18 protein-coding genes are annotated in these 24,532 nt (G+C 73.4%); 11 read left to right on the top strand and 7 right to left on the bottom strand.

Going from position 1 to position 24,532, the window contains the following annotated elements; all coding sequences use genetic code 11:
* Positions 1-62 precede the first annotated feature (62 nt).
* Both ACZ514_RS03315 and ACZ514_RS03320 read right to left on the bottom strand, forming a co-directional pair.
* Positions 63-1,025: an NAD-dependent epimerase/dehydratase family protein gene (locus ACZ514_RS03315; RefSeq protein WP_468694860.1), complete on the bottom strand. Its 963-nt coding sequence runs from the start codon at positions 1,023-1,025 to the stop codon at positions 63-65.
* 183 nt (positions 1,026-1,208) lie between these two features.
* Positions 1,209-1,952 carry an SDR family oxidoreductase gene (locus ACZ514_RS03320; RefSeq protein WP_468162686.1) on the bottom strand — a complete coding sequence of 248 codons (744 nt, stop codon included), beginning with the start codon at positions 1,950-1,952 and terminating at the stop codon, positions 1,209-1,211.
* 735 nt (positions 1,953-2,687) lie between these two features.
* Between ACZ514_RS03320 and ACZ514_RS03325 the strand changes: the two genes are divergently transcribed.
* The 5 genes from ACZ514_RS03325 to ACZ514_RS03345 all read left to right on the top strand — a co-directional run bounded on the left by ACZ514_RS03325 (position 2,688) and on the right by ACZ514_RS03345 (position 10,758).
* On the top strand, positions 2,688-3,956 hold the full coding sequence (locus ACZ514_RS03325; protein ID WP_469124190.1) for an MFS transporter: 1,269 nt from the start codon (positions 2,688-2,690) through the stop codon (positions 3,954-3,956).
* A 1,554-nt stretch (positions 3,957-5,510) separates the two neighbouring features.
* On the top strand, positions 5,511-6,533 hold the full coding sequence (locus ACZ514_RS03330; protein WP_469123973.1) for a DNA topoisomerase IB: 1,023 nt from the start codon (positions 5,511-5,513) through the stop codon (positions 6,531-6,533).
* A 57-nt stretch (positions 6,534-6,590) separates the two neighbouring features.
* Entirely contained in the window at positions 6,591-7,151 is a 561-nt protein-coding gene (locus tag ACZ514_RS03335; protein ID WP_469123974.1) for an SDR family NAD(P)-dependent oxidoreductase, read from the top strand.
* Between the two features lie 123 nt (positions 7,152-7,274).
* The gene (locus ACZ514_RS03340) at positions 7,275-9,275 is read left to right on the top strand and encodes a hypothetical protein (RefSeq protein WP_469123975.1); all 2,001 of its coding nucleotides are present in this window, start codon (positions 7,275-7,277) and stop codon (positions 9,273-9,275) included.
* A gap of 4 nt (positions 9,276-9,279) precedes the next feature.
* A complete protein-coding gene (locus ACZ514_RS03345) occupies positions 9,280-10,758 on the top strand; it encodes an ABC transporter substrate-binding protein (RefSeq protein ID WP_468162676.1) in 1,479 nt (492 codons plus the stop codon).
* A 64-nt stretch (positions 10,759-10,822) separates the two neighbouring features.
* Here ACZ514_RS03345 and ACZ514_RS03350 read toward each other — a convergent pair whose 3' ends face one another.
* Complete coding sequence (locus tag ACZ514_RS03350; protein ID WP_469123976.1) at positions 10,823-11,332, bottom strand: hypothetical protein; 510 nt, start codon at positions 11,330-11,332, stop codon at positions 10,823-10,825.
* Between the two features lie 273 nt (positions 11,333-11,605).
* Between ACZ514_RS03350 and ACZ514_RS03355 the strand changes: the two genes are divergently transcribed.
* A complete protein-coding gene (locus tag ACZ514_RS03355; protein WP_469123977.1) occupies positions 11,606-12,925 on the top strand; it encodes a polysaccharide deacetylase family protein in 1,320 nt (439 codons plus the stop codon).
* Between the two features lie 52 nt (positions 12,926-12,977).
* On the opposite strand, the gene ACZ514_RS03360 is transcribed toward ACZ514_RS03355, so the two are convergent.
* The gene (locus ACZ514_RS03360; protein ID WP_469123978.1) at positions 12,978-15,101 is read right to left on the bottom strand and encodes a transglycosylase domain-containing protein; all 2,124 of its coding nucleotides are present in this window, start codon (positions 15,099-15,101) and stop codon (positions 12,978-12,980) included.
* A gap of 268 nt (positions 15,102-15,369) precedes the next feature.
* Between ACZ514_RS03360 and ACZ514_RS03365 the strand changes: the two genes are divergently transcribed.
* From ACZ514_RS03365 to ACZ514_RS03385, 5 genes are all read left to right on the top strand, one after another.
* A complete protein-coding gene (locus tag ACZ514_RS03365) occupies positions 15,370-16,515 on the top strand; it encodes an amidase domain-containing protein (RefSeq protein WP_468162668.1) in 1,146 nt (381 codons plus the stop codon).
* Positions 16,516-16,819: 304 nt separating this feature from the next.
* Positions 16,820-18,232, top strand: coding sequence for a family 2B encapsulin nanocompartment shell protein (locus ACZ514_RS03370; protein ID WP_468162666.1), 1,413 nt, complete (start codon positions 16,820-16,822; stop codon positions 18,230-18,232).
* A gap of 101 nt (positions 18,233-18,333) precedes the next feature.
* Complete coding sequence (locus tag ACZ514_RS03375; RefSeq protein WP_469123979.1) at positions 18,334-19,701, top strand: family 2 encapsulin nanocompartment cargo protein terpene cyclase; 1,368 nt, start codon at positions 18,334-18,336, stop codon at positions 19,699-19,701.
* A gap of 14 nt (positions 19,702-19,715) precedes the next feature.
* On the top strand, positions 19,716-20,606 hold the full coding sequence (locus ACZ514_RS03380) for a geranyl diphosphate 2-C-methyltransferase (protein WP_468162662.1): 891 nt from the start codon (positions 19,716-19,718) through the stop codon (positions 20,604-20,606).
* A 131-nt stretch (positions 20,607-20,737) separates the two neighbouring features.
* Complete coding sequence (locus tag ACZ514_RS03385; RefSeq protein WP_468162660.1) at positions 20,738-21,454, top strand: hypothetical protein; 717 nt, start codon at positions 20,738-20,740, stop codon at positions 21,452-21,454.
* Between the two features lie 69 nt (positions 21,455-21,523).
* Here the strand turns inward: ACZ514_RS03385 and ACZ514_RS03390 are convergent, their stop codons facing one another.
* From ACZ514_RS03390 to ACZ514_RS03400, 3 genes are all read right to left on the bottom strand, one after another.
* The gene (locus tag ACZ514_RS03390) at positions 21,524-22,828 is read right to left on the bottom strand and encodes an MDR family MFS transporter (protein ID WP_468162658.1); all 1,305 of its coding nucleotides are present in this window, start codon (positions 22,826-22,828) and stop codon (positions 21,524-21,526) included.
* Positions 22,828-23,922: a PLP-dependent cysteine synthase family protein gene (locus ACZ514_RS03395; protein ID WP_468162657.1), complete on the bottom strand. Its 1,095-nt coding sequence runs from the start codon at positions 23,920-23,922 to the stop codon at positions 22,828-22,830. Before ACZ514_RS03395 ends, ACZ514_RS03390 begins: the two co-directional genes overlap by 1 nt.
* A gap of 122 nt (positions 23,923-24,044) precedes the next feature.
* Positions 24,045-24,470, bottom strand: coding sequence for a hypothetical protein (locus ACZ514_RS03400; protein WP_469123980.1), 426 nt, complete (start codon positions 24,468-24,470; stop codon positions 24,045-24,047).
* Positions 24,471-24,532 lie beyond the last annotated feature (62 nt).

Genomic DNA, 24,532 nt, shown 5'->3' on the forward strand with positions numbered 1-24,532 from the left:
CGGGACGGGCGCCGGACACCGCCCGCCCGGACGGGGCGTGCGGTACCGGGAGCGCCCGCCGGTCAGTCGTCGAGATGGGCGCGGAACCATTCGATCGTGCGGCGCAGCCCCTCTTCGGCCGCCACCGCCGGCTCCCACTGCAGCTTGTCGCGCGCCAGGGTGATGTCCGGGCAGCGCACGGCGGGATCGTCGGTGGGCCGCTCGATGAAGGCGATCTCCGAGGGGGAACCGGTCAGGTGCCGGATGTACCGGGCCAGCTCGAGCATGGTGATCTCGACCGGGTTGCCGATGTTCACCGGTCCCCGCATGCCGTGCGCCGCCATCGCGAGGATCCCGGCGACGGTGTCGTCGACGTAGCACAGCGAGCGCGTCTGGAGCCCGTCACCGGTGACGGTGAGGGGCGCTCCGGTCAGCGCCTGCCGGATGAACGTCGGGACGGCGCGCCCGTCGTACCCCCGCATCCGGGGGCCGTAGGTGTTGAACAGCCGGACGATGGCCACGTCCGTGCCCAGGGCCGTCGCGTGCGCCGTGGCCAGGGCCTCCCCGAACCGTTTCGCCTCGTCGTAGACGCTGCGGGGGCCGACCGGGTTCACATTGCCCCAGTAGCGCTCGTTCTGCGGGTGCTCCAGGGGATCGCCGTACACCTCGGACGTCGAGGCGAGCACGAAGCGCGCCTCGCTCCGGTGCGCCAGCTCCAGCGCGTTGCGGACACCGAGGCTGCCGGCGTCCAGGGTGTGCAGCGGCAGCCGGAGGTAGTCGGCGGGGGACGCCGGGGAGGCCAGGTGCAGGACGAGGTCGGGTTCACGGTCCACCGTGAACCCCTCGGACACGTTCGCCTCGCACAGGACGAAGCCCGAGCGCCCGACGAGGTGCTCCACGTTCGCCCGGCGGCCGGTGCTGAAGTCGTCGACGCAGGTCACCGCGGTGCCGGAATCCACGAGGGCGGAGCAGAGGTGCGATCCGACGAAACCGGCGCCGCCCGTGACGACGGCGTGCGCCCAGCGTCGGGCCGGGGGACTACCCATGGTCATCTCCTGATGGAACGGGGAGTTGCGCGACGCGGAGGTCTCGGCGGGGCGGCAGCGGCCCCGTACGCGTCGGCCGGCCCCGGAGGGCCGCCAGAGGATCCCAGCGTGCACGCGGACCCGGCCGTCGGCACGTCCACGCCGCATTGGAGTGATGACGCCGCGTAACCCCCCGGCTCCGGATCAGGGCCAGGACGGCTCGCACCGCGGCACGACGACGAGCTCGGGCACCACGCTGCCGACGGGCACGGACAGCGCGTACATGACCGTGTCGGCCACGATGTCCGGGCTCTGCAGCATCGACACGTCGGCGTCCGGGAAACGCTCCAGGATGAAGCCGGTCTCCATGCCGCCCGCGATGACGCCGGTGATGCCGATGCCCGCGCAGTCCCGCTGCGCCTCCTTGAAGAGCGTGTGGGTGAAGGCCCGCAGGCCCGTCTTGCTGGCGGCGTACGGACCGGCCTCGGTCCACGTCCGGTTGGCGGCCGTCGACAAGATGTTCACGATGTGGCCGCCGCCCCGGGCGACCATGCGCCGGTAGGACTCCAGACAGAGGTACATCGGCCCCAGCAGGTTGGTCGTCACCACGCGCGTGACCTCCTCCGCCGACAGCTGCTCGACGGCCTTGGACACGTCCACCGCGGCGTTGTTGACGAGGACGTCGACCGCCTGGCCGTCCTCCTCGATGTCCCGGAACACGGCCGCGACCGCCCCGGGGTCACACACGTCCAGCTCCACGAACCGCGCCTGGCCGCCGGCCACCAGCAGGTCCGCGCACAACTCCTGCGCGAGGTCCTTGCGCACGTCCGCCACCAGGACGGTCGCCCCCGCCGCGGCCAGCCGCCGCGAGATGGCCGCGCCCAGCCCGCGCGCCCCTCCGGTCACCAGCGCCAGCTTCCCGCCCAGATCTGCCTGTGCTGCGGTCACGTGCCACTCTCCTTCCGCGCCGCCGTACGGGTGGACGGGCCGGACGGCCCGCCGGAGACGGCACGGCCACACTGTGGCAGTGCCCCTCGGGGCGGACGGGCCGGACCGCGCCGAAGTGTCGCGGAGACGGCGGACAGTCGTGCCCGGCCGCGTTCGCCCGGACGGGTGAGCGCCCGCCGGACCGGAGGGACGGCGCACACCGGGCCCGGTCCGGGGCGCAGGCAGTGATCGCCGCCGGGCGCCCCGACCCCCGGGTCCCCCACGGCCGGGCACGGGCCCACGGCCGCGCCGTGCGGGCCGTCCGCGGGGTGGGGGCCGTGCGGGCCGTCCGGGGGGTGGGGGCCGTGCGGGCCGTGGACCGGGGGCCGTGTGAGCAACCCCACCCCGTGCCCAACTCGCCCCGGCCACGGGCGATCTGGGGGCGCCGGCCGGTCCTCGGCACGCCGGAGGCCGGGACGGGCCGGCGAGGTCTGCCACCATGGTTGCGGCGCGCTCGTCGCCCCCGCCGCACCGCAGCCCCCGGGCCGTGCGCCGCCGGGGCGGAACCGCCGCCCGCCGCCCCCTGCCGCCAGCCGCACCCCGCGGCCGTTCCCGAGTGCCGCCCCTGTGTCTGCCACATCCTCCGCCCTGCCCTCCTCCCCCTCTCCCGTCGCGCCCTCCGCCGCGGACTCGCCGTCCGCCCGGCTCGACGCCCCCGTCGACCGCTCCCCCTGGCGCAGCCTGCGCTACCGCAGCATGCGGTGGTGGGCGGCGGCCAGCCTGGTGTCCAACGCCGGCACCTGGATGCAGCTGACCGTCCAGAACCTGCTGGTCCTCCAGATCACCGGATCCGCCGCCGCCACGGGACTGTCCATCTCGGTACAGGCCGCTCCCGGCCTGCTCTTCGGCCTGCTCGGCGGCGCCGCGGTGGACCGCTGGCCCCGCAAGCTGACCGCGGCCGTGAGCCAGGCCGTCCTCGGCGCCGTCGCCCTGGTGACCGCCGTCCTGGTCGGGCTGGACCTGCTGAACCTGCCCGTGCTGATGGCCCTGGCGGCCGTCACGGGTCTCATCGCCACCGTCGACGGACCGGCCTGCTCGCTCCTGGGCAATGACCTCGTGCACACGCGGGACGTCCCCTCGGCCATCGGGGTGGGCTCGCTCGTCCACAGTGCCGGAAGGCTCATGGGCGCCGCGCTCGCGGGCATCGCCGTCGGCGTCATGGGCACGGCCTCGGCGTACGTGGCGAACGGCCTGTCGTTCCTGTTCGTGGCCGGTGTGATCCCGTTCCTCAAGCCGGTCCGGGCGGCGGCACCGGCCGTCTCCGCCGCCGTCCCGCCGCCGGCGGCGGCCCCCGCGGCCGAGACGCTGAGCGCCCGCCAGGGCCTGGCCTACTTCATGAGCCGTCCACGGCTGGTGGCGCTCGCCGCCATGAACGCGGTGAGCGCGCTCTTCGGCCGCAACTACTCGCTGACCCTGGTGGTGCTCGTCGCCGGCCCCCTCGCGGGCAGCGCCGGCTCCTTCAGCAAGGTCTCCACCGTCCTGGCCGTGGGCGGCCTGCTCGGTGCCGTACTGGGAGCCCGGCTGCGCAGCCCCGGCGTCCGCCTGGTGGGGGCGCTGACGGCTGCCGGAGGACTGCTCCAGGTCCTCGCGGGCGTGTCCCCGTCCCTCGCCGCGCTGATGGTGATCGTCCTGCCGATGGCCGTCGCGGAGTCGGTGGCCGACACGGCCCAGTCCACCGTCCTGCAGACCGACCCCCCGGCCCGGATGCGGGGCCGGGTCCTGGGCGCGTGGTCCAGCATCCGCACGGTGTGGAGCCTCGCGGCGCCGCCCACGCTCGGCCTGCTGATGGAGCTGGCGGGAGTCCGGGTCACCCTGGTCGCGGGCGGCCTGATCGTGGCCGGCGCCGTTGCCTGCGGCTACCTGCTCAAGGGCCGCCGGCCCCGCCGTACCACGCCGCCCGTCGTGATGGCGGAGCCCGCCGTGTCCCGCCAGGCCGTTCCCGTGGCGGTCGGCACGGCGGCCTGACGGCCTCCCGCCCTGCGCCCTCCGTGGGCGGCCTCCCGGCCCGGACCCAGCCGGGGTGCCTCCGGCCCCGTCGGACTCCCGGGTCCGGTCCTGGCCAGCACGGCCCGCCCGTCCGGACGGCTCCCGGGGACACGCAGATCTGTTCCGGGTTCCGGCGGATACTGCCGGCCGCCCTGGGCGCTGCCCGGAACGGCGTTGGCCGAATCGGCGTGCCGGGCCCGGCAATGCCGGGGGAGGGGGCGTGCCGGTCCGGGTGCGGCCGGGCACGGCCTTCGGCCGGCTCCCGGCAGGGGCCGGCCTACCGTTCCGTTTCCTGCCAGTACGGCGCTCCGCCCGGGCCCTGCCGGGTGCGGCCGGCCCGGTACCGCACTGCCGTGAGCTGGCCCCCGACCCGTACGCGGCCGACCGCACCCGGCACCGCACGTCGAGCGGAGCCGGCCCCGTCGCACCGCCGGGTCCGGACGCCCGTCGGGCGGCCCGGTGCCGGTGATCGGGCCGTGCGCACCGGCCGGGGCGCAGGGTCCGGGGCCAGGCCCGGCGAGCGGGCCGTCCGCACCGGACGGCTCAGCGGCATCCCGGCCGGGCCCGCCCTGAGCACGTGTCCTGTCGGGTGCGGCGTTCCGACCGGGGTCCTGCCGGGTACGGCCTGCCCGGGTCGCGGCGGGCTCCGGTACCGCACCGCCGTGAGCCGGCCCCTGCCTCAGCCGGCCCCTGACCCGTACGCGGCCGACCGCACCCGGCACCGCACGTCGAGCGGAGCCGGCCCCGTCGCACCGCCGGGTCCGGACGCCCGTCGGGCGGCCCGGTGCCGGTGATCGGGCCGGCCGGGGCGCAGGGTCCCGGGCCAGGCCAGGCCCGGGGCGCGGGCCGGCCGCACCAGCCCGGCTGCCCCTACTCCGGCTGACTCGGCCCCGTCGCCGCGCGCCCCGCATGCCGGCGGGCCGGTGCCGGTGACCGGGCCGGGCCGTACCGGCCGGGTCGCCGCGTCCCGGGCCGGGCCCGGCCCGTGGGCCGCCCGCACAGGACGGCTCAGCGGCACCCGGCCGGGCTCGCCCTGGGTCCGTGGCCTGGCGGTACGGCATTCCGGTCCGGGTCCTGCCGGGGACGGCCTCCCGGGGCGCGGCGGGCCCCGGTACCGCACCGCCGTGAGCCGCCTCCCGCCTCGGACGGCTGCCGACCAGTACGCGGCCGAACGCGCCCGGCACCGCTCCCGGACCGCCACCCGCCTTGTCGCACCGCCGGGTCCGGGCGGACGCCCGGCGGGGGCCCGGTGCCGGTGACCCGGCCGGGTGAACCGGATCCGGGCCGGGCCCGGCCCGGGGGCCGCCCGCACCGGGCCGGGCAGCGGTATCCCGGCCGGGCCCGGCCCGGGGGCGGGTGCCCCTGCCCGGGGCCGCCCGCCGGGCAGTCCCGCATGCCGCCCGGCGCGCCCGGGTAGGCGGCCCGCATGAAGAGCCCCGACGCCGGCGGGCACCGCTTCCCGCCGCTGCCCGATGACCGCTCGGGACAGGCGCGCGCCCCGCGCACCCGGCGCGACGCGGACCGACGGCCGTCGTGAGGCTGCGGACCAGTGATCCCCACGCTCCCGGATGGCGGCGGGTTCGCCACGGGCGCGGCTTCCGGTACCTGGACGCCCAGGGCCGGCCCCTGCCGCAAGCGGACGTGGAGCGGGTCCGTGCGCTCGTGATCCCCCCGGCCTGGCGGGAGGTCTGGATCTGCCCGCGGGCCAACGGGCACATCCAGGCCGTCGGGACGGACGCGGCGGGCCGGCGCCAGTACCTCTACCACCCGCGCTTCCGTGAGCAGCAGGACGCCGCCAAGCACGAGCACGTCCAATGCGTGGCCCGGGCCCTGCCACGGCTCCGGGAAGAGGTGACGCGGGACCTCGCGGGGCGCGGGCTGACCCGGGTGCGGGTCTTGGCCTGCGTGACGCGCCTGCTCGACCTCGGCTTCCTGCGGATCGGCGGCGAACGCTACGCCCGGGAGAACGGCAGCTACGGCCTCACCACCCTGCTGCGCGAGCACGCCGCCTGCCGCGGCGGCGAGATCCGCCTGCGCTTCCCCGCCAAGTCGGGCCGTACGGTCGACCGTACGCTGGTCGACGCCCAGGCCCACGCGGTGGTCCGGGCACTGCTCCGCCGCAAGGACCCCGGCCCGCGGCTGTTCGCGTACTGGGAACGGGGCGCGTGGCACGAGGTCCACGCCGGGGACCTCAACGCCTACCTGCGGGAACGCGCAGGGGAGGACGTGACCGCGAAGGACTTCCGGACCTGGTACGCCACCGTCCTGGCCGCGGTCGCCCTGGCGGTCTCCGAGGCCACCTCGGACGCCTCCCGCGCCCGGCGCGGCAAGGTCGTCGCGCGGGCCGTGCGCGAGGTGAGCGAATACCTGGGGAACACGCCCGCCGTGTGCCGGGCCTCCTACATCGACCCGCGTGTCATCGAGCTCTACGAAGAGGGCCGGACCGTCGCGGACTCCCTCGGGGAGCTGGGCGAGGACGGCCTCTTCGGCCGGCCCGCCACCCACGGCGCCGTGGAACAGGCGGTCCTGGACCTCCTGCGGACGGACCGCGCCTGACACGGGGTGACGGGGTGACGGGGCGGTGGGACGCCCGCGGCCGGGTAGGCGCCGGACATGGAGACGACCCACCCCCTGGCAGTCGTCACCGGTGCGTCGAGCGGCATCGGTTTCCAACTGGCCGGACAATGCGCCGGACACGGCTGCGACCTGAACATCACCTCCACCGTCCGCCTCGCGAAACTGCTGCTGCCGGGCATGGTGGAGGACGGAGAGGGGCGCGTGCTCGTCACGTCGTCGATCGCGTCCACCGTGCCCGGCTCCTTCCAGGCCGTGTACAACGCGAGCAGGTCGTTCCCGCAGGCGTTCGCCCAGGCGCTGCGGAACGAACTGGAGGACACGGGGGTCACCGTCCCCGCGCTGATGCCCGGCCCGACCGACGCCGAGTTCTTCGAACGGGCCGGCATGCCGGACACGAGGGTCGGCCGGTCGCGGAAGGACGACCCGGCCCGGGTGGCCGCGCAGGGTTTCGAGGCGATGACGGCCGGCAAGGACAAGATCGTCGCCGGCTCCTGGAAGACCAGGGCCCAGGGACTCGCCCACCGCGTCCTGCCCGACAGCGTGAAGGCGCAGGTGCACCGGGGCATGGCGGAACCCCGCTCCGGCACGGACGGCTGAAGGGCGATGCGGCCCCCGCGCGGCGACCGAAACGATCCAGGAGCGGAAACCCCTGTCTGGCTCCCGCTCCGGATGGCAGTCTCTACTTCTCGGAAGCGTCGTCCTGGGGGGGGATCACGAGTGATGGAGCCGGGTACCGGCATGGGCCTGCGGGGCCGCAGCGGCATCCTGTCCCTGGTCGACGCGTGCCTGAAGGAGAGCCCGGCGGCCGAGCGGCCCCTGACCGTGCTCCTCGGCCCCGCCGGCAGCGGAGCCAGCGAGGCGCACAGCGCGCTCATGGAGCACTTCGGGCCCGACTACCCCTTCGCCTTCGTCAACTTCGGCGGGGCCCAGTCCCTGCTGCCGCGCTACGCCCTCGGCCTCCTGGCCCGCCAGCTCGAACGCAAACTGCCCCGCTACGGCCGCTCCCACTTCCCGCTGCTCAGCCTCGGCCTGCTCGCCTCCGACCAGGAACTGAGCATGCGCAGCCTTCCCGAGGGACGGCGCGCGGTGCAGCGCCGGCTCGACCGGTTCCAGGAGGAGAACGAGGCCAGGCACGGCGACTACCTGGCCGCCTTCTTCGAAGTCGGCATGGGCGCGGTCGGCATGCCCGAAGGCGCCTCCAACGCCGCACTCGCCCTCTTCCAGGACGCCCTGCGGCGCGGCCGCCGCACCGTGCCCGGCCTGTTCGGCGGCAGACTGGGCAACCGGCTCACCGCCGGGGCCCACTGGTACGGACGTCACCCCATGACCCGCAGCGCGGACCCCATGGAAGCCCTCGTGGAACTCAACCTCTGGCGGCACGAGGGCGACGAGGACGAACAGGAACGGCTCGACCTCATCCTCTTCTCCGCCTTCCTGGAGGACCTCAGACGCAACACGGCCCGCAACTTCATGCCCCGCTCCTACCTGCTGCTCCTGGACAACTCCCACACCGAGTACGGCCGCCGTTTCCTCGACCTGCTGCTGCGTTCCCGCCACGACGAGACGGTCGTCGCCGGCCGCACGAGCGACCCGCTGACCGTCGTCGCCAGCTCCAACCGCTGGCTGCCCCGCTGGGGCCCGGCCACCGGGGAGTCCTGGCCCTGGCAGCTGCGCGGACCCGACCGGGCCTCCCTGGCCGACTGGAACGCCCACCGGCCGACCCGCGACAGCGAGGACTCCTGGTGGTACCCGTTGCGCCTGCGCGACCTCAACCTCGACGAGGTGCGGATCCGGATCGAGCTCCAGCTCGGAGGGCACGGCGACCTGGCCGCGCTGACCCGCCTCACCCCCTTCGTGCACCGTCTCACCGGAGGACTGCCGCGCGCCGTCCACCAGGTGCTCGACGTACTGCGCCAGGCGGGGCCCCCGAGGGACCCGGGTCCCGGGCAGGACCGCTGGCTGCGCACCCTGCCGGACCGGCCGCTGCGCACCGGGGAGGACTCCGCCACCCTCGCCGACACGGCCCTCGGCCACCTCCTGCGCGACTTCGACAGGACCCAGCGGGCGGCCCTCGCCGAATGCGCCGCCGCCCGGGACTTCTCCGTCGCCACCCGGCTCCTCAGCCCCGACGACTCCCTCTTCGGCGACATCCGCTCCCGCTGGCTGCTGAGCGGGCCCGTCTCCGTCGTTCCCGTACTCCACCCGTGGCTGCGCCGGCTGCTGCTGTGGCGGCTGGCCGCCCGCCCCGAGGGGTGGGACGCGGTGCACGAACTCCTCGCGGAGTACTACCACGGCGAGGGCAAGCCGGTGCAGGAGATGTACCACCAGCTCGCCCGGGGGCGGACCGAGGAGGTCACCGCCCACCTGGCGCGCCGCTTCGCCGCCGTACCGGCCGCCCAGTGGATCTCCGAGTTCGACGCGATCACCGCCGCGCCGAACCGCCTGCCCGCCGACAGCGGACCCCTGGAACTCCTCGCGGGACTCGTCCCGCGCCGCCCCGGGCGGGTGATGGACACCGAGTCCGTGATCCACACCCTGGTGACCACCCGCTGGGTGTGGAGCGATCCGCTCGCCGACCCCGCCATGCGGCTCAACGACATGATCGCCGACGGCTACACCCAGCTGTCCCAACTGCGGAGGAACGACATCGTGGCCCTCTTCAACGAGTCGGAACGGTACCGCCACTGGCGCGATCCCCAGACCGCCGGCTGGGAGGGCTGAGCGCGTGCCCAGACTGGAATGGCCCCTGCACGTCGTGCGCCGCGTCGCCCTCGCCCTCGCGGCCGTCATCGCGCTGACCGCCGGGCTCTGGCTGGGCCTCGGCTGGCTCCAGGACCGCCAGGCACGATGCGCCGACGGGGTCGTCGAACGCGGCGCGCAGGACGAGTGCGTCGGAGTGACCGACGGCTCCTACGTCTTCGCCCCGCACCTCGACGCCGTCAGCGAGAAGATCGAGGAGGAGAACCGCAGGGTCCTCGCCAACGCCGGCGACGAACCGTACGTCAGCGTCGCCTACCTCACCTCCTTCACCACCACCGCCGAGGACAGCAACTCCGCCGAGGGCGTCCGCCACGAACTCCAGGGCGCCTACCTCGCCCAGTACCGGCACAACCGGGGCGACCTCGCCGCCACGCCCAAGATCCGCCTGCTGATAGCCAACCCGGGCAGCAGGTCCACGCAGTGGAAGCACACCGTCGACGAGCTGATCGCCCGCAAGGACTCCCCGGACCGGCTCGTCGCGGTGGCGGGCCTCGGCCCCAGCACCAACGAGAACCTCGCGGCCATAAAGCGCCTCTCCGAACACGGCATCGCCATGGTCGGCGCCACCCTGACCGCGACGAACATCCAGGACATCAACGGCTTCGTGCGGATCGCCCCCACCAACGAGGACGAGGCGTACGCGGCCGCCGGCTACCTCAAGCGGCACGGGGTCGCCACCGCCGTCGTCCTGCAGGACGTGGCGGAGGGAAACCTCTACGCCTCGACCCTGGGCACCGCCTTCACCAAGGCCTTCCATGACGGCGACAAGCACCGGCTCGTCTCCGAGCGCATGACCTACGACTCCTCCGTCAGCAGCGCCTGGCAGAACGAACTCCGCTACATGCCGGGCCAGTTGTGCCAGCAGCGGCCCCAGCTCGTGTACTTCGCGGGCCGCGGCCGGCACCTCACCCACTTCCTCGACGCGCTCTCCAACCGCAGCTGCACCGACCAGCAGTTCACCGTGTTCGCCGGGGACGACACGACCAACCTGAGCGCCGAGCAGCTCGCCCACGCCGCCGAGACCGGCATCCAGGTGCTCTACACCGGCCTCTCCCACCCCGACATGTACCGCTCCGCGCCGCAGGCGGTGTCCGCGCCGTCGGCGAAGAACTTCCAGCCGGGCGGACTGCTGAGCCAGTGGTTCCCGCACGACCCGCGCGAGGACGGCGGGGCCCTGATGGGTCACGACGCGGTCCTCGCCGCGGCCCACGGCATCCAGATGGCCGCCCGCTGGCAGGGGCAGGTCGCCGGCGACGCGGTGGCCCGGATGTTCCACCAGATGGACGGCACCCAGCAGGTGGCCGGCGCGAGCGGGTTCATCTCCTTCCAGAACAACGGCAACCCACGCAACAAGGCCGTCCCGATCCTGCGCCTCAACGGCAAGGGCCAGGTCGAGTTCGTCGAGGTGTCCGCGGCGGAGGGCAAACCGCCGCAGGAACAGTGACGCGGGCCCCGTCCGGCCGGAACGGGCGGGCCCGGCCCCGCCGCCGGCCGTCCGCCGGGCGGCGTCAGTAGCGCAGGGCCGTGCCGGTCCGGGCCTTCACCGTGCCGGACAGCCCGTGCGTGCTGCGCGCCGTGCCCCGGCCGGTGCCCCCGCCCGCGACGTCCGCGACCGTGACCACGACGGTGTCGAGGACCTTGCCGCTCTCGTCCTCGAACTCGATCCGGACCGCGAAGGACTTCTGCCTCCCGTCGGTGTTGCGCACGGTCACGGGGACCGACGTACGCCCGTCCGCGTCCGTCGTCACCGCCCCCAGGGACACCTGGTCCTCGGCGTCGACCCCGTCCTTGATCCCGGCGAGCTCGTCCCTGGCCACGGCGGCGGCGGACTCGGCGGCCCTCGCCGCCTCGGCGGCCGCCGACGAGACGGACTCGCCGGCCGATCTCACCGCCTCGGCGGCGCTCGACACCGCACCGGACGGCATGCCGCCGCCGTCCGAACAGCCGGCGGCGCCGAGCACCATCGCCGCCAGTGCCACCGCGCCCGCCGCACCGCGCTTCCACACGACCGCCGCCACCGGGCCTCCAAGGGTCTTCCGGGCTCCCAGTCAAAACCCCGGTGTCCGGATGCCCACCGCAAGGGGCAAACCGGGTGACCGCCGCAACGGCGGGTCCTCCCGAGGCGCCTGCCGCGGCCCCTCCGGCGCCCGCCCCGCGGCGCGGCCTGTGGACCCGCTGTGAAACCGTGCGGTACGGGGGGTGTGGTACAAGAGCCGTGCCGAGAAGTTCTATATTCGTATGAAGCATCCACGCGCGGCCCGGCTGCGGAGATTCAGGGGGGTACGACCGCGATGGCCGAGACCGACGCCGGTGCCCGGGCGAAATCCCGTACGGCCCGCAAGGCCCGCCGCAAGACGCGCAACCGCAAGCGCCTGGGCATAGCCGGGGCCGTGCTCGTCGCGGGCGGGGCCGCCGTCGCGTTCGCGGTCGGCCTCCCGGGAAGCTCCGAGGCGGAGCACGACGCCAGACTGGCGGCCCCGGCGGGTGCGGGCGCGGTGACCGGCGGTCCCGGCTTCGGCAAGGGCCCTAAGCCCGACTGGGACGGCAAGGTCGAGGTACTGGGCGACGGCTCCACCTCCTACACCGGACCGCAGCCGGGACAGCTCAAGCCCGAGAAGCTGAAGCCGGGCGAGAAGCCCCCGCAGTTCGTGGTCTTCTCCTGGGACGGCGCGCTGGAGGGCGACGACCACCTCTTCTCGCACTTCCGGCAGGTGGCCAAGCAGAACAAGGCCCACATGACCTTCTTCCTCACGGGCATCTACCTGCTGCCGGAGAACAAGAAGTCGCTCTACCGCCCGCCCCAGCACGGCCAGGGCGCGGCCGCCATCTCCTACCCGACCGTCCCGCACGTGCGGTCCACGCTCCAGCAGCTGCGCGGCGCCTGGACCGACGGCCACGAGATCGGCTCCCACTTCAACGGGCACTTCTGCGGCCCCAAGGGCGGCGGCGACTGGAGCACCGAGGAGTGGAAGAGCGAGATCGACCAGACGTACGCCTTCATGAAGGGCTGGAAGACCAACACCGGCTTCACCGGTGAGGCACCCCTGCCGTTCGACCCCGACCGGGAGGTCGTCGGCGGCCGCGCGCCCTGCCTCGAGGGCCAGAAGAACCTCGTGACGGCGATCAAGCAGTACGGCTGGCGCTACGACGCGAGCTCCTCCGGCGACTTCCAGATGTGGCCGGCCAAGATGGACGGCATCTGGAACTTCCCGCTCCAGCTCGTCCCCCTGCAGGGCAAGGAGGTGCAGGTGCTCTCCATGGACTTCAACTTCCTCTACAACCAGTCGGGCGACAGCACCCAGGGCGACCCGGCGAAGTTCTCCGGCTGGCAGGCGCAGGTACGCGGCTCCTACATGAACGGCTTCAACCGCGTCTACAACGGCAGCCGGGCGCCGATGTTCATCGGCAACCACTTCGAGGACTGGAACGGCGGCATCTACATGAAGGCCGTCGAGGACGTGATGAGAGAGGTCTGCAACCGCCAGGACGTGCGCTGCGCGTCCTTCCGGGAGGTGGCGGACTGGATGGACGTCCAGGATCCGAAGGTCCTGGCCCAGCTGCGGATGCTCGACCCGGCGCAGGCGCCGGACTGGAAGACGCTCGTCAAGTGACCCCGGCCGGCGCGGCCGGGCCCGCCGGGCCCGGGCCGCGTCCCGGCTCGGCCTACTTCACGGCCTTCGCGTAGTCGGCCCACAGGCCGACCGCCCGCGCGCTGCCGGGCGTGGTGGGGGCGTCGCCGGCCAGCCCCGTCAGCGGCAGCGGGACCAGGTCCAGCAGCGACATCCGGTAGACCACCACCGCCGTGGTCTCCTGCGCGGTGGTGCCCACGAACCAGCCCGCCGTGTTCGCCGCGGTCGTGCCCGTCTTGCCCGCCGCACCCGGCTGGGCCTTGGCCGCGGCCTTGGCGGAGCCCTCGCTGACGGCCGCCCGCAGGGCCTCCGTCACCGTGCGCGCGGTCTTCTGCGACATCGCCCGGGCCGCCTTCGGCGGGTCCAGCGGCACGGCGGCGCCGGCGCGGGTGGCCGACCGCACCGAGTAGGGGTCGGTGTGCATTCCGTCCGCCGCGAAGGTCTGGTAGGCGCCGGCCATCCGGATCGCGCTGGGCGTGGAGTTCTCCCCGAGCGCGAAGGAGGGGATCCGCGGCCCGAGGCTCGACACGAGCAGCCCCGCACGCTCGGCGTACGACTCCACCCGGTCGAGCCCGACGTCGAGGCCGAGCTGGAGCATGGGGGTGTTGACGGACTGGGCCACCGCCTGCTGGAGGGTGATCTGCCCCCAGCTGCGGTCGCCCTCGTTGTGCCCCTTGACCACCTTGCCGCTGCGGTCCCAGTACGGCCCCTCGGGCGTGTGCACCGTCGCCTGGTCGTTGCCGTCGTACACGCTGGAGGGGGAGACCGGGGTACGGGCCTGGCCGCGCGTGCGCAGCACCCCGTCCTCCAGCGCGGCGGCGTAGACGAGGGGCGTGAACACCGTGCCCGCCGGGATCGTCGTGGCGTTCGCCTCGTTGAATCCCTGCTTCAGGTAGTCGGGGCCGCCGTACACGGCGAGCAGCCGGCCGTCACGGGCCACGCTGGCCGCGCCGATCTTCGCGTACTTGTCGGTGTCGGGGCGCCGCTCGGGGTCGATGTCCTTCTGGGCCTGCTGGACCGCGGCGGTCAGGGCCGCCATGCGGTCCTTGTCGAAGGTGGTGTAGATCTGGTAGCCGCCGAGGTCGAAGTCGGACTCCTTGAGGTGGCCGGCCTTGATCGCGTACGCCTTGGCCATCTCCACCAGGTAGCCGTTCTGGGCCCCGGGCATGCCGACGAGGGAGGCGGCCGAGGGCTCCGGGAACTTCGTGTACGTGGCGCGCTCGGCGGGGGAGAGGTGGCCGGTCTCGACCATGCGGTCCAGGATCCAGCTCCAGCGCTCGACGGCCCGCGCGTGGTTCTCCTTGCCGAGCGAGGGGTCGAAGAGGCCGGCGCCCTTGAGGAGGGAGGCCAGGAAGGCGCCTTCGCTGGCGTTGAGCTGCGAGACGTCCTTGCCGTAGTACGCCTGGGACGCGCGCTGGATGCCGTAGGTGCCGCGGCCGAACCAGCTGGTGTTGAGGTAGTCCTCCAGGATCTGCTTCTTGCCCACGCGGCTGTCCAGCTTCACGGCGAGCAGCAGCTCGGTGAACTTGCGCGACAGGGTGCGGTCCTGGTTCAGGTACGCGTTCTTCACGTACTGCTGCGTGATGGTGGACCCGCCCTGGGTCTCACCGCCGGTCACCGCCGCGCGCATCGCGCGCAGCACGCCGGACGGGGAGACGCCGGGGTCGGAGTAGAAGCTGGCGTTCTCGGCCGCGAGGACGGCTCCCTGGACCTTCTCGGGCACCTTCGCCAGCGGCATCTCCTGCCGCTGGACCCAGCCCGTGCGGGCCATGGTGGAGCCGTCGGACCAGTAGTAGACATTGTCCTGTTGCGTGGCGAAAGAGTTGAGGTCGTCGGGTATGTCCGTTGTTGCGTAGGCGATCCCGACGAAACCCGCCATGCCGACCAGCAGGTACAGGAGGGCGCCGGCCCACTGGCGACCCGAGGGGACCCACCGGCGCCAGTCGCCGCGCCCCGGCCGCGGGTACGCCGGCCGCAGGCGGCGCAGTCCGGGGCGCGCCGCGGCGAGGACCGGCGCGAGCGCCGCCGGGAGGCGGCCGCCCGGGCCGGAGCCGGGCCGCGCCCGGCGGCTCCCGGACTTCCTGCGGCGGCCCGAAGCGGCCGCCGCGCCGTCCTTCGGGGCCGCCCGTCTGCCCCGTGATCGCCCTCTTGAGGACATGTCCTGCCCGCCCACTCCGAATGCCCCCCGTACTGTGCTTCCGCCTACACCCTAGATGCACCTCCTGTGAAGCCGGCGGGGAGGTGGGGTGAAGGCGGACGGTCCGCCGGGGCGCCGTCCCGCCGCGAAGCGGAAGCATGCCGGCCGGCGTCTGGCGTGATCATTGCCGGTCGAGACGGGACGAAACGGAACACGGCCACGGCGTCGCCCAGTTGTGCGAAGATTCCGTCGCCCGGTCCGTGCGGACCGGGTGACAAGGGGATGCACAGTGATACCTAAGAGGTTCAGGCTGGCCGCCATCGGCGCCCTGACCGTGGCCATGGCGTCCGGCAGCCTGTTCGCCTACTCCGCGAGCGCGGGCACGACGGAGGAAGCCGACCGCGCCACCGCGGACGCTTTCGCCCGCATTGCCGACGACGTGCTCTCGCAGCGCACGCAGGCCCTGGTCGACGGTCACGTGCGGCACCGTGACGCCGCGCCTTCCTCCAAGAAGAAGGCCCGGCTGTCGGACAGGCTGAAGAAGGACGAGCACGCGAACATCGCGTCGCTGAAGTCCCGCAAGACCCGCCTCGCGGAGCTCGGCGAGGCCTACACGGCCGCCGACACCAGCGTCGTGGTGGACCGCGCCACCCTCACCGGCGGCAAGGCGACCGTGCAGGTCACCGAGCAGACCACGCTCACCTACAAGAAGGTGCGTGGGGACGAACCGGACACCACCGACTTCAAGACGCGCTACGAGCTGACCCTGACGGGCAAGAAGGGCGGCTCCTGGGAGCTGACCTCGATCAAGTCCCAGGACAGCCAGAACGCTCCCGTGGCGGTCAACGAGCCCGTGGCGGCCAAGGTCGCGGTCGTCACCGACGACGGCAACCAGTACCCGGACGGCACGCCCGCGTCCACGAAGTACCCGGCCACGCCGAACCCGAAGAAGACGACGGGTGGCGCTTACGACTACAGCGCCATGGCGAAGTACGCGGAGAAGTACTGGAGCAACTACAACCCGGCGTACCGGAAGTTCAGCGGCGCCGGCGGCGACTGCACCAACTTCATCAGCCAGTCGCTGAAGGCCGGTGGCTGGAAGCCCGTTCCGGGCTCCTCCTCGGACTACCGCAACTGGTGGTACGACGGCACCCGCCAGTCCGTCTCCTGGGTCGGGGTGAACGAGTGGGCCTGGTTCACGCTGTCCAACCAGCGGGCCGCGAACCTCGCGAACGTGTACCAGATGGACATCGGCGACATCATGCAGGTGGACTTCAACAAGGACGGGTCCAAGGACCACTCCATGATCGTCACCTACCGCAGCCGTGCCGGGATGCCGTACCTCACGTACCACTCCACGAACACGTACCGGAAGTCGCTCGCGAGCATCATCGCGTCCTACCCGGACGCGCGCTACTTCGCGTACCGCACCTGACGGTCGCCCTCCTGGGCCCCTCCCGCCGGCGGAAGCCGGCGGGAGGGGCCTTTTTTAGTGCCGGCGGGCGGGGCGCGCGGAGCGGAGGACGCGGCTCCCGTCGGTCGCCGATCCAAACCTCCAGTCGCCCAAGATCACTGCATCGGGGTAATGGCCTCGGCGTTTCAAGGCCGCCCGGGTGAGCCGCTGGTTACTGTTCCCCGAGATCTGGACGGATTCCCGGATATTCGCCCCTCTTTTTTCCTTTTCACCGGTGACGTGTACCCGTGTCCGTCGCCGCGCTTACGAAGGAGAGCTCGCCCCCATGACCGTAGACACCAGCCCGGAAGCGCAGCTGGATCCGCCGCAGCAGTCCAGCCTGAGCACGGCGGCCGCCCGCAACCTTGCCTCCACGACCAAGTCCGCCCCGCAGATGCAGGAGATCACCTCCCGGTGGCTGCTGCGGAGCCTGCCCTGGGTGGAGACCAAGGGCGGCGCCTACCGCGTCAACCGCCGGCTGACCTACACCGTCGGCGACGGACGCATCGAGTTCGTCCAGGACGGTGCCTCGGTGCGGGTGATCCCCCGGGAACTCGGGGAACTGGCCCTGCTGCGCGGCTTCGACGACCTGGAGGTGCTGACCGCCCTCGCCGGCCGGTGCGTCCAGCGCGACTTCCGCGCCGGTGAGGTGCTCGTCGAACGGGGCACCCCGGCGGACCGGATCCACATGATCGCGCACGGCCGCGTCAGCCAGACCTCCCTCGGCAAGTACGGCGACGAAGTCGCCGTCGCCACGCTCGCCGACGGCGACCGCTTCGGCGAGAACGCCCTGCTCGACGGCGACGCCGACTGGGACTACACCGCCACCGCCGAGACCCCGGGCACCCTGCTCAGCCTCTCCCGCGAGGACTTCGCGGCCCTGGTGGCCTCGGCGCCGACCCTCCAGGCCCACATCGACCGGTTCAGCTCGCTCCCCCAGCAGCGGCAGAATCGTCACGGCGAGGCCGAGATCGCGATGTCGGCCGGCCACACCGGCGAGTACGAGCTGCCCGGCGCCTTCGTCGACTACGAGCTCAACCCCCGCGAGTACGAACTCTCCGTCGCGCAGACCGTCCTGCGGGTCCACACGAGGGTCGCCGACCTCTACAACGGCCCGCACAACCAGACCGAGGAACAGCTCAGGCTCACCATCGAGGCGCTGCGCGAGCGCCAGGAGCACGAGCTGATCAACAACCGGGAGTTCGGCCTGCTCCACAACGCCGACTTCAAGCAGCGGATCCAGACCCACTCCGGCCCGCCCACCCCGGACGACCTCGACGAGCTGCTGTGCCGCCGCCGCGGGACGAAGTTCCTCTTCGCCCACCCCAGGACCATCGCGGCGATCGGGCGCGAGTTCAACGCGCGCGGGCTCTACCCGGACCACGTCGACGTCGGCGGTCAGCAGGTCCCGGCGTGGCGCGGAGTGCCGATCCTTCCCTGCAACAAGATCCCCATCAGCAAGGAGAACACCAGCTCCATCCTCGCGATGCGCACCGGCGAGGACAACCAGGGCGTCATCGGCCTGCGCCAGACCGGTCTGCCCGAGGAGTACGAGCCGGGCCTGTCGGTGCGCTTCATGGGCATCAACGAGCAGGCGATCATCTCCTACCTGGTCACCACCTACTACTCCGCCGCCATCCTGGTGCCCGACGCCCTCGGCGTCCTCGAGAACGTACAGATCGCCCGCAGGCGCGACTAGCGGACCCGCCCTCCCGGCCGCAACGGGCCCGGCATCCTCCCGCGCGGGCCGCGCGCGCCCGGGATCCGGGCCACCTCACCCACCTCACCAAGGAGTCACGGATGCCCGAGCCCGGGTCTTCCCCTCTGCAGTCGGGCCTGCCCTCCGCCGCGGCGCACTTCGGGGCGCACGTCCTCGCCAACGCCCTGGGCCGCACCCCGGACCACGCCCCCGTCGCCGGGGCGGCGGCCGCGGGGACCGCCGTCGTGGCGGCACCGGTGGCCGAGGCCCCCGTCGCCGCCCGCCCCGCCCTGCCGACCGCCCCCGTCCTCCCCTTCGGCATCGCACCCGCACCGGGGACGCTGCCCGCACCCGCGGAGGACGCCACGGCGGCGGGGCCGGCGGACCCGGCCGCCCTGGAGCGGATCCTGCGCGGGCCCAGCGGCCTCGGCACGGCCGCCCTGCACCTGGCCCCGTCCGCGGAACCGGCGGCGCCCGCCGACCCGGCGGAGGGCCGGCCCGTGCCGGGCCTCTACCACCACCCCGTGCCGCAGCCGGACCCGGTACGGGTCGAGGAGGTCAGCCGCCGCATCAAGCGCTGGGCGGTGGACGAGGTGCAGGCGTACCCCCCGGAATGGGAGGACCAGTTCGACGGCTTCTCCGTGGGCCGCTACATGGTCGCCTGCCACCCGGACGCGCCGACCGTCGACCACCTGATGATCGCCACGCGGCTGATGGTCGCCGAGAACGTGCTGGACGACATCTACTGCGAGGACCACGGCGGCTCGCCCGTCGGCCTCGGCGGACGGCTCCTGATGGCGCACACCGCCCTCGACCCCCTCCACACGGCACGGGAGTACGCGCCGGCCTGGGAGGAGTCGCTCCGGTCGGACGCCCCCCGGCGCTCCTACCGCTCGGCCATGGAGTACTTCGTCCGGGCGGCCACCCCCTCCCAGGCCGACCGGTACCGGCACGACATGGCCCGGCTGCACATGGGGTACCTCGCCGAAGCCGCCTGGGCCGAGACGGAGTACGTCCCGGAGGTGGCCGAGTACCTGGCGATGCGCCAGTTCAACAACTTCCGGCCCTGCCCCACCATCACCGACACCGTCGGCGGCTACGAACTCCCGCCGGAGCTCCACGCCCAGCCCGCCATGCAGCGGGTCATCGCGCTCGCGGGGAACGCCGCGACCATCGCCAACGACCTCTACTCGTACACCAAGGAACTGAACTCGCCCGGCAGGCACATGAACCTGCCCGTGGTGATCGCCGAACGCGAGGGCCTGTCCGACAAGGACGCCTACCTGAAGGCCGTCGAGATCCACAACGAGCTGATGCACGCCTTCGAGGCCGAGGCCGCCCGGCTGGCCGCCGCCTGCCCCGTGCCCACGGTGCTGCGCTTCCTGCGGGGCGTGGCCGTCTGGGTCGACGGCAACCACTACTGGCACATGAGCAACACCTATCGCTACAGCCTGCCCGATTTCTGGTAAGGACGGACTTATCCGTGACTAGCACCGATCTCACCACCACCGCCTCCTCCGCCGGCTCCGCGCGCATCCCCGCGCCGAGCACGCCCTACCAGGGGGACATCGCCCGCTACTGGAACAACGAGGCCAGGCCCGTGAACCTGCGCCTGGGCGACGTCGACGGCCTCTACCACCACCACTACGGCATCGGCGACATCGACCACGCGGCCCTCGGCGACCCCGAGGACAGCGCATACGAGAAGAAGCTGATCACCGAGCTGCACCGGCTGGAGTCGGCCCAGGCCGAACTGCTCCTGGACCACCTCGGCCCCATCGGGCGCGACGACACCCTCGTGGACGCCGGCTGCGGCCGCGGCGGCTCGATGGTCATGGCCCACCAGCGCTTCGGCTGCAAGGTGGAGGGCGTCACCCTGTCGGCCAAGCAGGCCGACTTCGCCAACCAGCGCGCCCGCGAACTCGGCATCGAGGACCACGTCCGCGCCCGGGTCTGCAACATGCTGGGCACCCCCTTCGAGACCGGGCGGGCCGCGGCCTCGTGGAACAACGAGTCGAGCATGTACGTCGACCTGCACGACCTCTTCGCCGAGCACGCCCGCATCCTCGGGGTCGGCGGCCGTTACGTGACCATCACCGGCTGCTGGAACCCCCGTTACGGCCAGCCCTCCAAGTGGGTCTCCCAGATCAACGCCCACTTCGAGTGCAACATCCACTCCCGCCGGGAGTACCTGCGGGCCATGGCCGACAACCGCCTCGTCCCGCAGGCGGTCATCGACCTGACCCCCGACACCCTGCCCTACTGGGAGCTGCGCGCCACCTCCTCCCTGGTCACCGGCATCGAGGAGGCGTTCATCAACTCCTACAAGGACGGTTCCTTCCAGTACGTCCTGATCGCCGCCGACCGCGTCTGAGCGGACACGGACGGGGCTCCGGCCGAGCCCCGGCGGCCGCCCCGAGGGGCCGGGACCGTCAGCCGGCGGACCCGGCCCCTCCCCGGCATGTGACCATGGCCCCCGGTCCGTCCGCACCACCTGGGGGAAGCATGTCCACCCGCACCACCGCCGCGCGTTCGCTCGCCGCCGCGCTCGCCGCGCTGTTCGTCCTGGCCGGCTGCACCTCACCGGACAAGAGCCCGCGGGCGGCGGGCGGTGGGCCGGCGGCCACGACGGCGCCTCCCGCACCGGGCGGCGCGGGGTCCGGGTACGAGGGGCCGCGGCCGCAGGACCAGAACCTGCTGGCGTGGACCGGCGACCCCAACGACGCGGGGCACGTCACCGCGCAGTCGGCGGCCGGCGTCGGCGGACGGGTCACCCTGGTCCGGGTCGTCCTGCGCCAGGAGATCACCTGGTCGAACATCTGGCTGGGGCTGGCCGGACTCGACCAGGGGGCCCGGCTGTCCGACTGCTACCTCGGCGTGTACGACGCCACCGGCACCCTGCGCGCGGCCACGCCCGACATCTCCCCGCAGCTGATGACGGACCCCGTCGCCAAACCGTTCGCCCTGGCCAAGCCGTTCACCGCCGCCCCCGGGACCTACTTCATCGCCCTCCTCCTCAACGGCGACTGGGCCACCAACGCGCTCACCCTGAAGTCGACGGGAGCCGGCATCTCGGTCAACGCCGGCCTCACGCCCCCGAACCTGCGCTACAGCACCCTCCTGACCGGCCAGAGCTCCCTGCCGCCCGCCGTGAACCTCGCCGAGCAGTCCACCAGCACCATCAACACCGGCTGGGGCAGCCAGTGGTACGGGATCTCCTGAGCCCTGCCCTCACACCGGCCCCGGCCCGGCGGGCGGCACCCGGCCCGCCCGCCGGAGCCGGGCCGGAGGTCAGGCCGCCACGGTCTCCGGCCGCGCCCGCCGCGCCGGCGCGGCGAGACGGCCCGTGCGGTCGAGTCCGTACAGCGCGGCCGTGCAGCCGAGGCCCAGGACGAACAGGGCCAGCCAGGGGAGCGCCGACATCCCGGCGGAGCGGGCCGCGTCCAGGGCCGCCCCGGTGAGCAGGTTGCCGACGGCGATGCCCACACCGCAGACCGTGTTGTACAGGCCGTAGTGCGTGGCGACCAGGCGGTCGCCGCAGAGGCGGACGATGGTGTCCATCTCGAAGGGGTACGCGATCATCGTCCCGGCGGCCAGCAGCAGCGCCGACAGCACCGGCGGCACCGCCGCCAGCAGCCGCGTCCCCCACGGGGACTCCGGCAGCGGCAGTGCCGTGGCCGCCAGCAGGGGCAGGAACGCCACCCCCATGGTCAGCAGGCCCGCGGCCAGCGCCCGGCCCGGCTCCAGACGGGCCTTGCACCAGGCCGTGACCCGGGTCTGGAAGAGGATCGTGCTCAGCCCGGACACCGCGAAGAGCACCGCCACCGAGGCCGTTCCGAAGCCGCCCTCACCGCCGACCCGCCGGACCTCCAGCGGCAGCGCCATGTAGACCTGGAAGGTCATCACGTACGAGCCGATCATCGCCACGGAGAACAGCAGGAACGGGCGGTTGGCGAGGATCCCGCGCCACTGGACCAGCACCCCCTCCCGGGGGCCTTCGGCGCGCTCGGCGGCGTCGTTGCCGCGCCGGGCCGGCAGGGCGCGGATCTGCACGGCGCTCAGGACCGCGAAGATGCCCGCCGCCACCAGGCAGGTGACGCGGAAGTCGACGCCCGTCAGCACCATGCCCACCAGCGGACCCAGCAGGATGCCGGCCTGGTAGAAGACGTTGAACAGGGCGAAGGCCTCCACCCGGCGCTCGCCCGCGTCCGCCGCCAGGTAGGCGCGGGTGGCCGGGTTGAACAGGGCGCCCGCCAGGCCGGTGGCCGCCGAGGCGGCGATCAGCGCCGGCACGGAGTCGACCAGCCCGAGCGTCGCGAAGCCGGCGATGCGCAGCGCGAGCCCGGTGATGATCATCGGCTTGTAGCCGAGGCGGTCGGCGAGGGTGCCGCCGATCAGGAACATGCCCTGCTGGCTGAAGTTGCGCACGCCGAGGATCAGCCCGACGGTCCAGCCGGCCAGCCCCAGCGGACCGGCCAGGTGCGTGGCGAGGTAGGGCATGAGCATGTAGAAGCCGAGGTTGATGGTGAACTGGTTCACCATCAGCAGCTGGACGCTGCGCTCGTACGTGCGGACCTGCGCGAGGGTGCCCTTCATCACGCCGCGACCTCCGGCGCGCGCAGGGCCAGCGGGTCCACCACGTTCGCGCAGCGGGTCCAGCGGGTGACCTCCTTCTCGTCCAGGCGGCCGATCGTCTCGGGGTCGGCGGCCGGGGGCGAGTCCATCAGCCCGTGGGCGGCGCAGTAGTCGTCGTCGTACACGGTGCCGAGGTAGCGCTGCGGTCCGTCCGGGAAGACCGCGGCGATGCGGGTGTCCCCGGGCAGGGTCCGGGCCAGCCAGCCGGCGACGAGGGCGACCGCGCCGACGCTCCAGCCGCCGGCGGCGTAGTGGGACGCGGCGAGCTGGCGGCAGGTCCACACGGCCTCGCCCGGCGCGACCCAGTGCACCTCGGAGAACTGCTCGTACGCGACGTTGCGCGGATAGATGCTCGAACCGAGACCGCGCATCAGGCGGGTCCGCGCGGGCTGCCCGAAGATGGTGGAGCCGACGGTGTCCACGCCCACCAGCTTCAGGTCGGGGTAGAGCTGGCGCAGCACCCGGGAGACGCCCGCCGAGTGCCCGCCGGTGCCGACGCTGCACACCAGGACGTCGATGTGGCGGAGTTCCGTGGCCAGTTCGAGGGCCAGCGGGGTGTACGCGGTGGTGTTGTCCGGATTGTTGTACTGGTCCGGGCACCAGGAACCGGGGTGCTGCCCCAGCAGCCGGGTGACGCGGTCGCAGCGCGCCTGCTGCCAGCCGCCGGTGGGGTGCGGCTCGGAGACGACGTCGACCTGTGCCCCGTACGCCGTCAGCAGGCGGATCATCGACGGCTCCAGGCCGGGGTCGGTGACCAGGGTGACGGGGTGCCCGTGGACCATGCCCGCCAGGGCGAGGCCGAGGCCGAGGGTGCCGCTGGTGGACTCGATGATCCGGGCGCCCGGCTTCAGCTCCCCCCGCGCGCGGGCCCGTTCGACCATGTGCAGGCCGGGGCGGTCCTTGATGCCGCCGGGGTTGAAGCCCTCGAGCTTGGCCCAGAAGCCGCGGCCCGCCGGGGCCAGGGGCTCGGAAACGCGCAGCAGGGGGGTGTTGCCGACCAGCCCGGAGAGGCCGGTGCGGGCGGGAGGAGTGACGTCGGTGGCCGAAGGATGCATGGTTCCGCTCTCGTTTGATGGTGCTTCGGGTGGTCGCGCTCGTGGGAATGCCGAGCCGGGGCAGGGCAGGGTCCGCCCGTTGGGCATACGTCAGCCGTTGCGAACGGGCTTACGGGAGCGGACTAGAGCCGCCATCGACAGACGATGGTCAGAGTGGAACGTCCCGAGCGGGTGGCGGCCGGCCCGGTGGTGCTCGCGGGTACGGCCCGGGCGGCCGCCGGAGCGGTGTCCGCACCCGCCGAGGGCCGCGCGGGCCCGGCGGGCAGCGGGTTCGGGGCCTGCGCCGAGGTGGCCGGGCCGGAGGAGGCGCAGCCCGCGCCGTGCCCATGATGCGGGTGCGCGTGGCCCAGGGGTTCTGCGGGGGGCGTCGGCCCCGGCTGCAGCGCGGCTCCAGCGGCTGACGACCCGTACGAGACCCCGGCGTGCCCCTGCGAGGAGCAGAGGAGGGCCGCGGACAGCAGCGCGCCCAGGGTGAGGGCCACCAGCGTGGCGAACCAGGACGGAACGGGGTGAAAGGGGCGCGGGGAGCGTGCGAGGGGGCTGGTCAACAGAGTTCCTCCGTGCGGCGGGCACCCCACGGCCCGGAGGGCGCGGGGTGGTGGGGATCGCG

It is taken from the genome of Streptomyces sp. NPDC034086, from assembly GCF_055575515.1.

Excerpts from the sequence above, each read along its gene's own strand:
- ACZ514_RS03375 (WP_469123979.1), top strand. The coding sequence starts at position 18,334 with ATGCCCGAGCCCGGGTCTTCCCCTCTGCAGTCGGGCCTGCCCTCCGCC.
- ACZ514_RS03390 (WP_468162658.1), bottom strand. The coding sequence starts at position 22,828 with ATGAAGGGCACCCTCGCGCAGGTCCGCACGTACGAGCGCAGCGTCCAG.
- ACZ514_RS03360 (WP_469123978.1), bottom strand. The coding sequence starts at position 15,101 with ATGTCCTCAAGAGGGCGATCACGGGGCAGACGGGCGGCCCCGAAGGAC.
- ACZ514_RS03335 (WP_469123974.1), top strand. The coding sequence starts at position 6,591 with ATGGAGACGACCCACCCCCTGGCAGTCGTCACCGGTGCGTCGAGCGGC.
- ACZ514_RS03355 (WP_469123977.1), top strand. The coding sequence starts at position 11,606 with ATGGCCGAGACCGACGCCGGTGCCCGGGCGAAATCCCGTACGGCCCGC.
- ACZ514_RS03325 (WP_469124190.1), top strand. The coding sequence starts at position 2,688 with ATGCGGTGGTGGGCGGCGGCCAGCCTGGTGTCCAACGCCGGCACCTGG.
- ACZ514_RS03340 (WP_469123975.1), top strand. The coding sequence starts at position 7,275 with ATGGAGCCGGGTACCGGCATGGGCCTGCGGGGCCGCAGCGGCATCCTG.
- ACZ514_RS03370 (WP_468162666.1), top strand. The coding sequence starts at position 16,820 with ATGACCGTAGACACCAGCCCGGAAGCGCAGCTGGATCCGCCGCAGCAG.
- ACZ514_RS03395 (WP_468162657.1), bottom strand. The coding sequence starts at position 23,922 with ATGCATCCTTCGGCCACCGACGTCACTCCTCCCGCCCGCACCGGCCTC.
- ACZ514_RS03385 (WP_468162660.1), top strand. The coding sequence starts at position 20,738 with ATGTCCACCCGCACCACCGCCGCGCGTTCGCTCGCCGCCGCGCTCGCC.
- ACZ514_RS03315 (WP_468694860.1), bottom strand. The coding sequence starts at position 1,025 with ATGGGTAGTCCCCCGGCCCGACGCTGGGCGCACGCCGTCGTCACGGGC.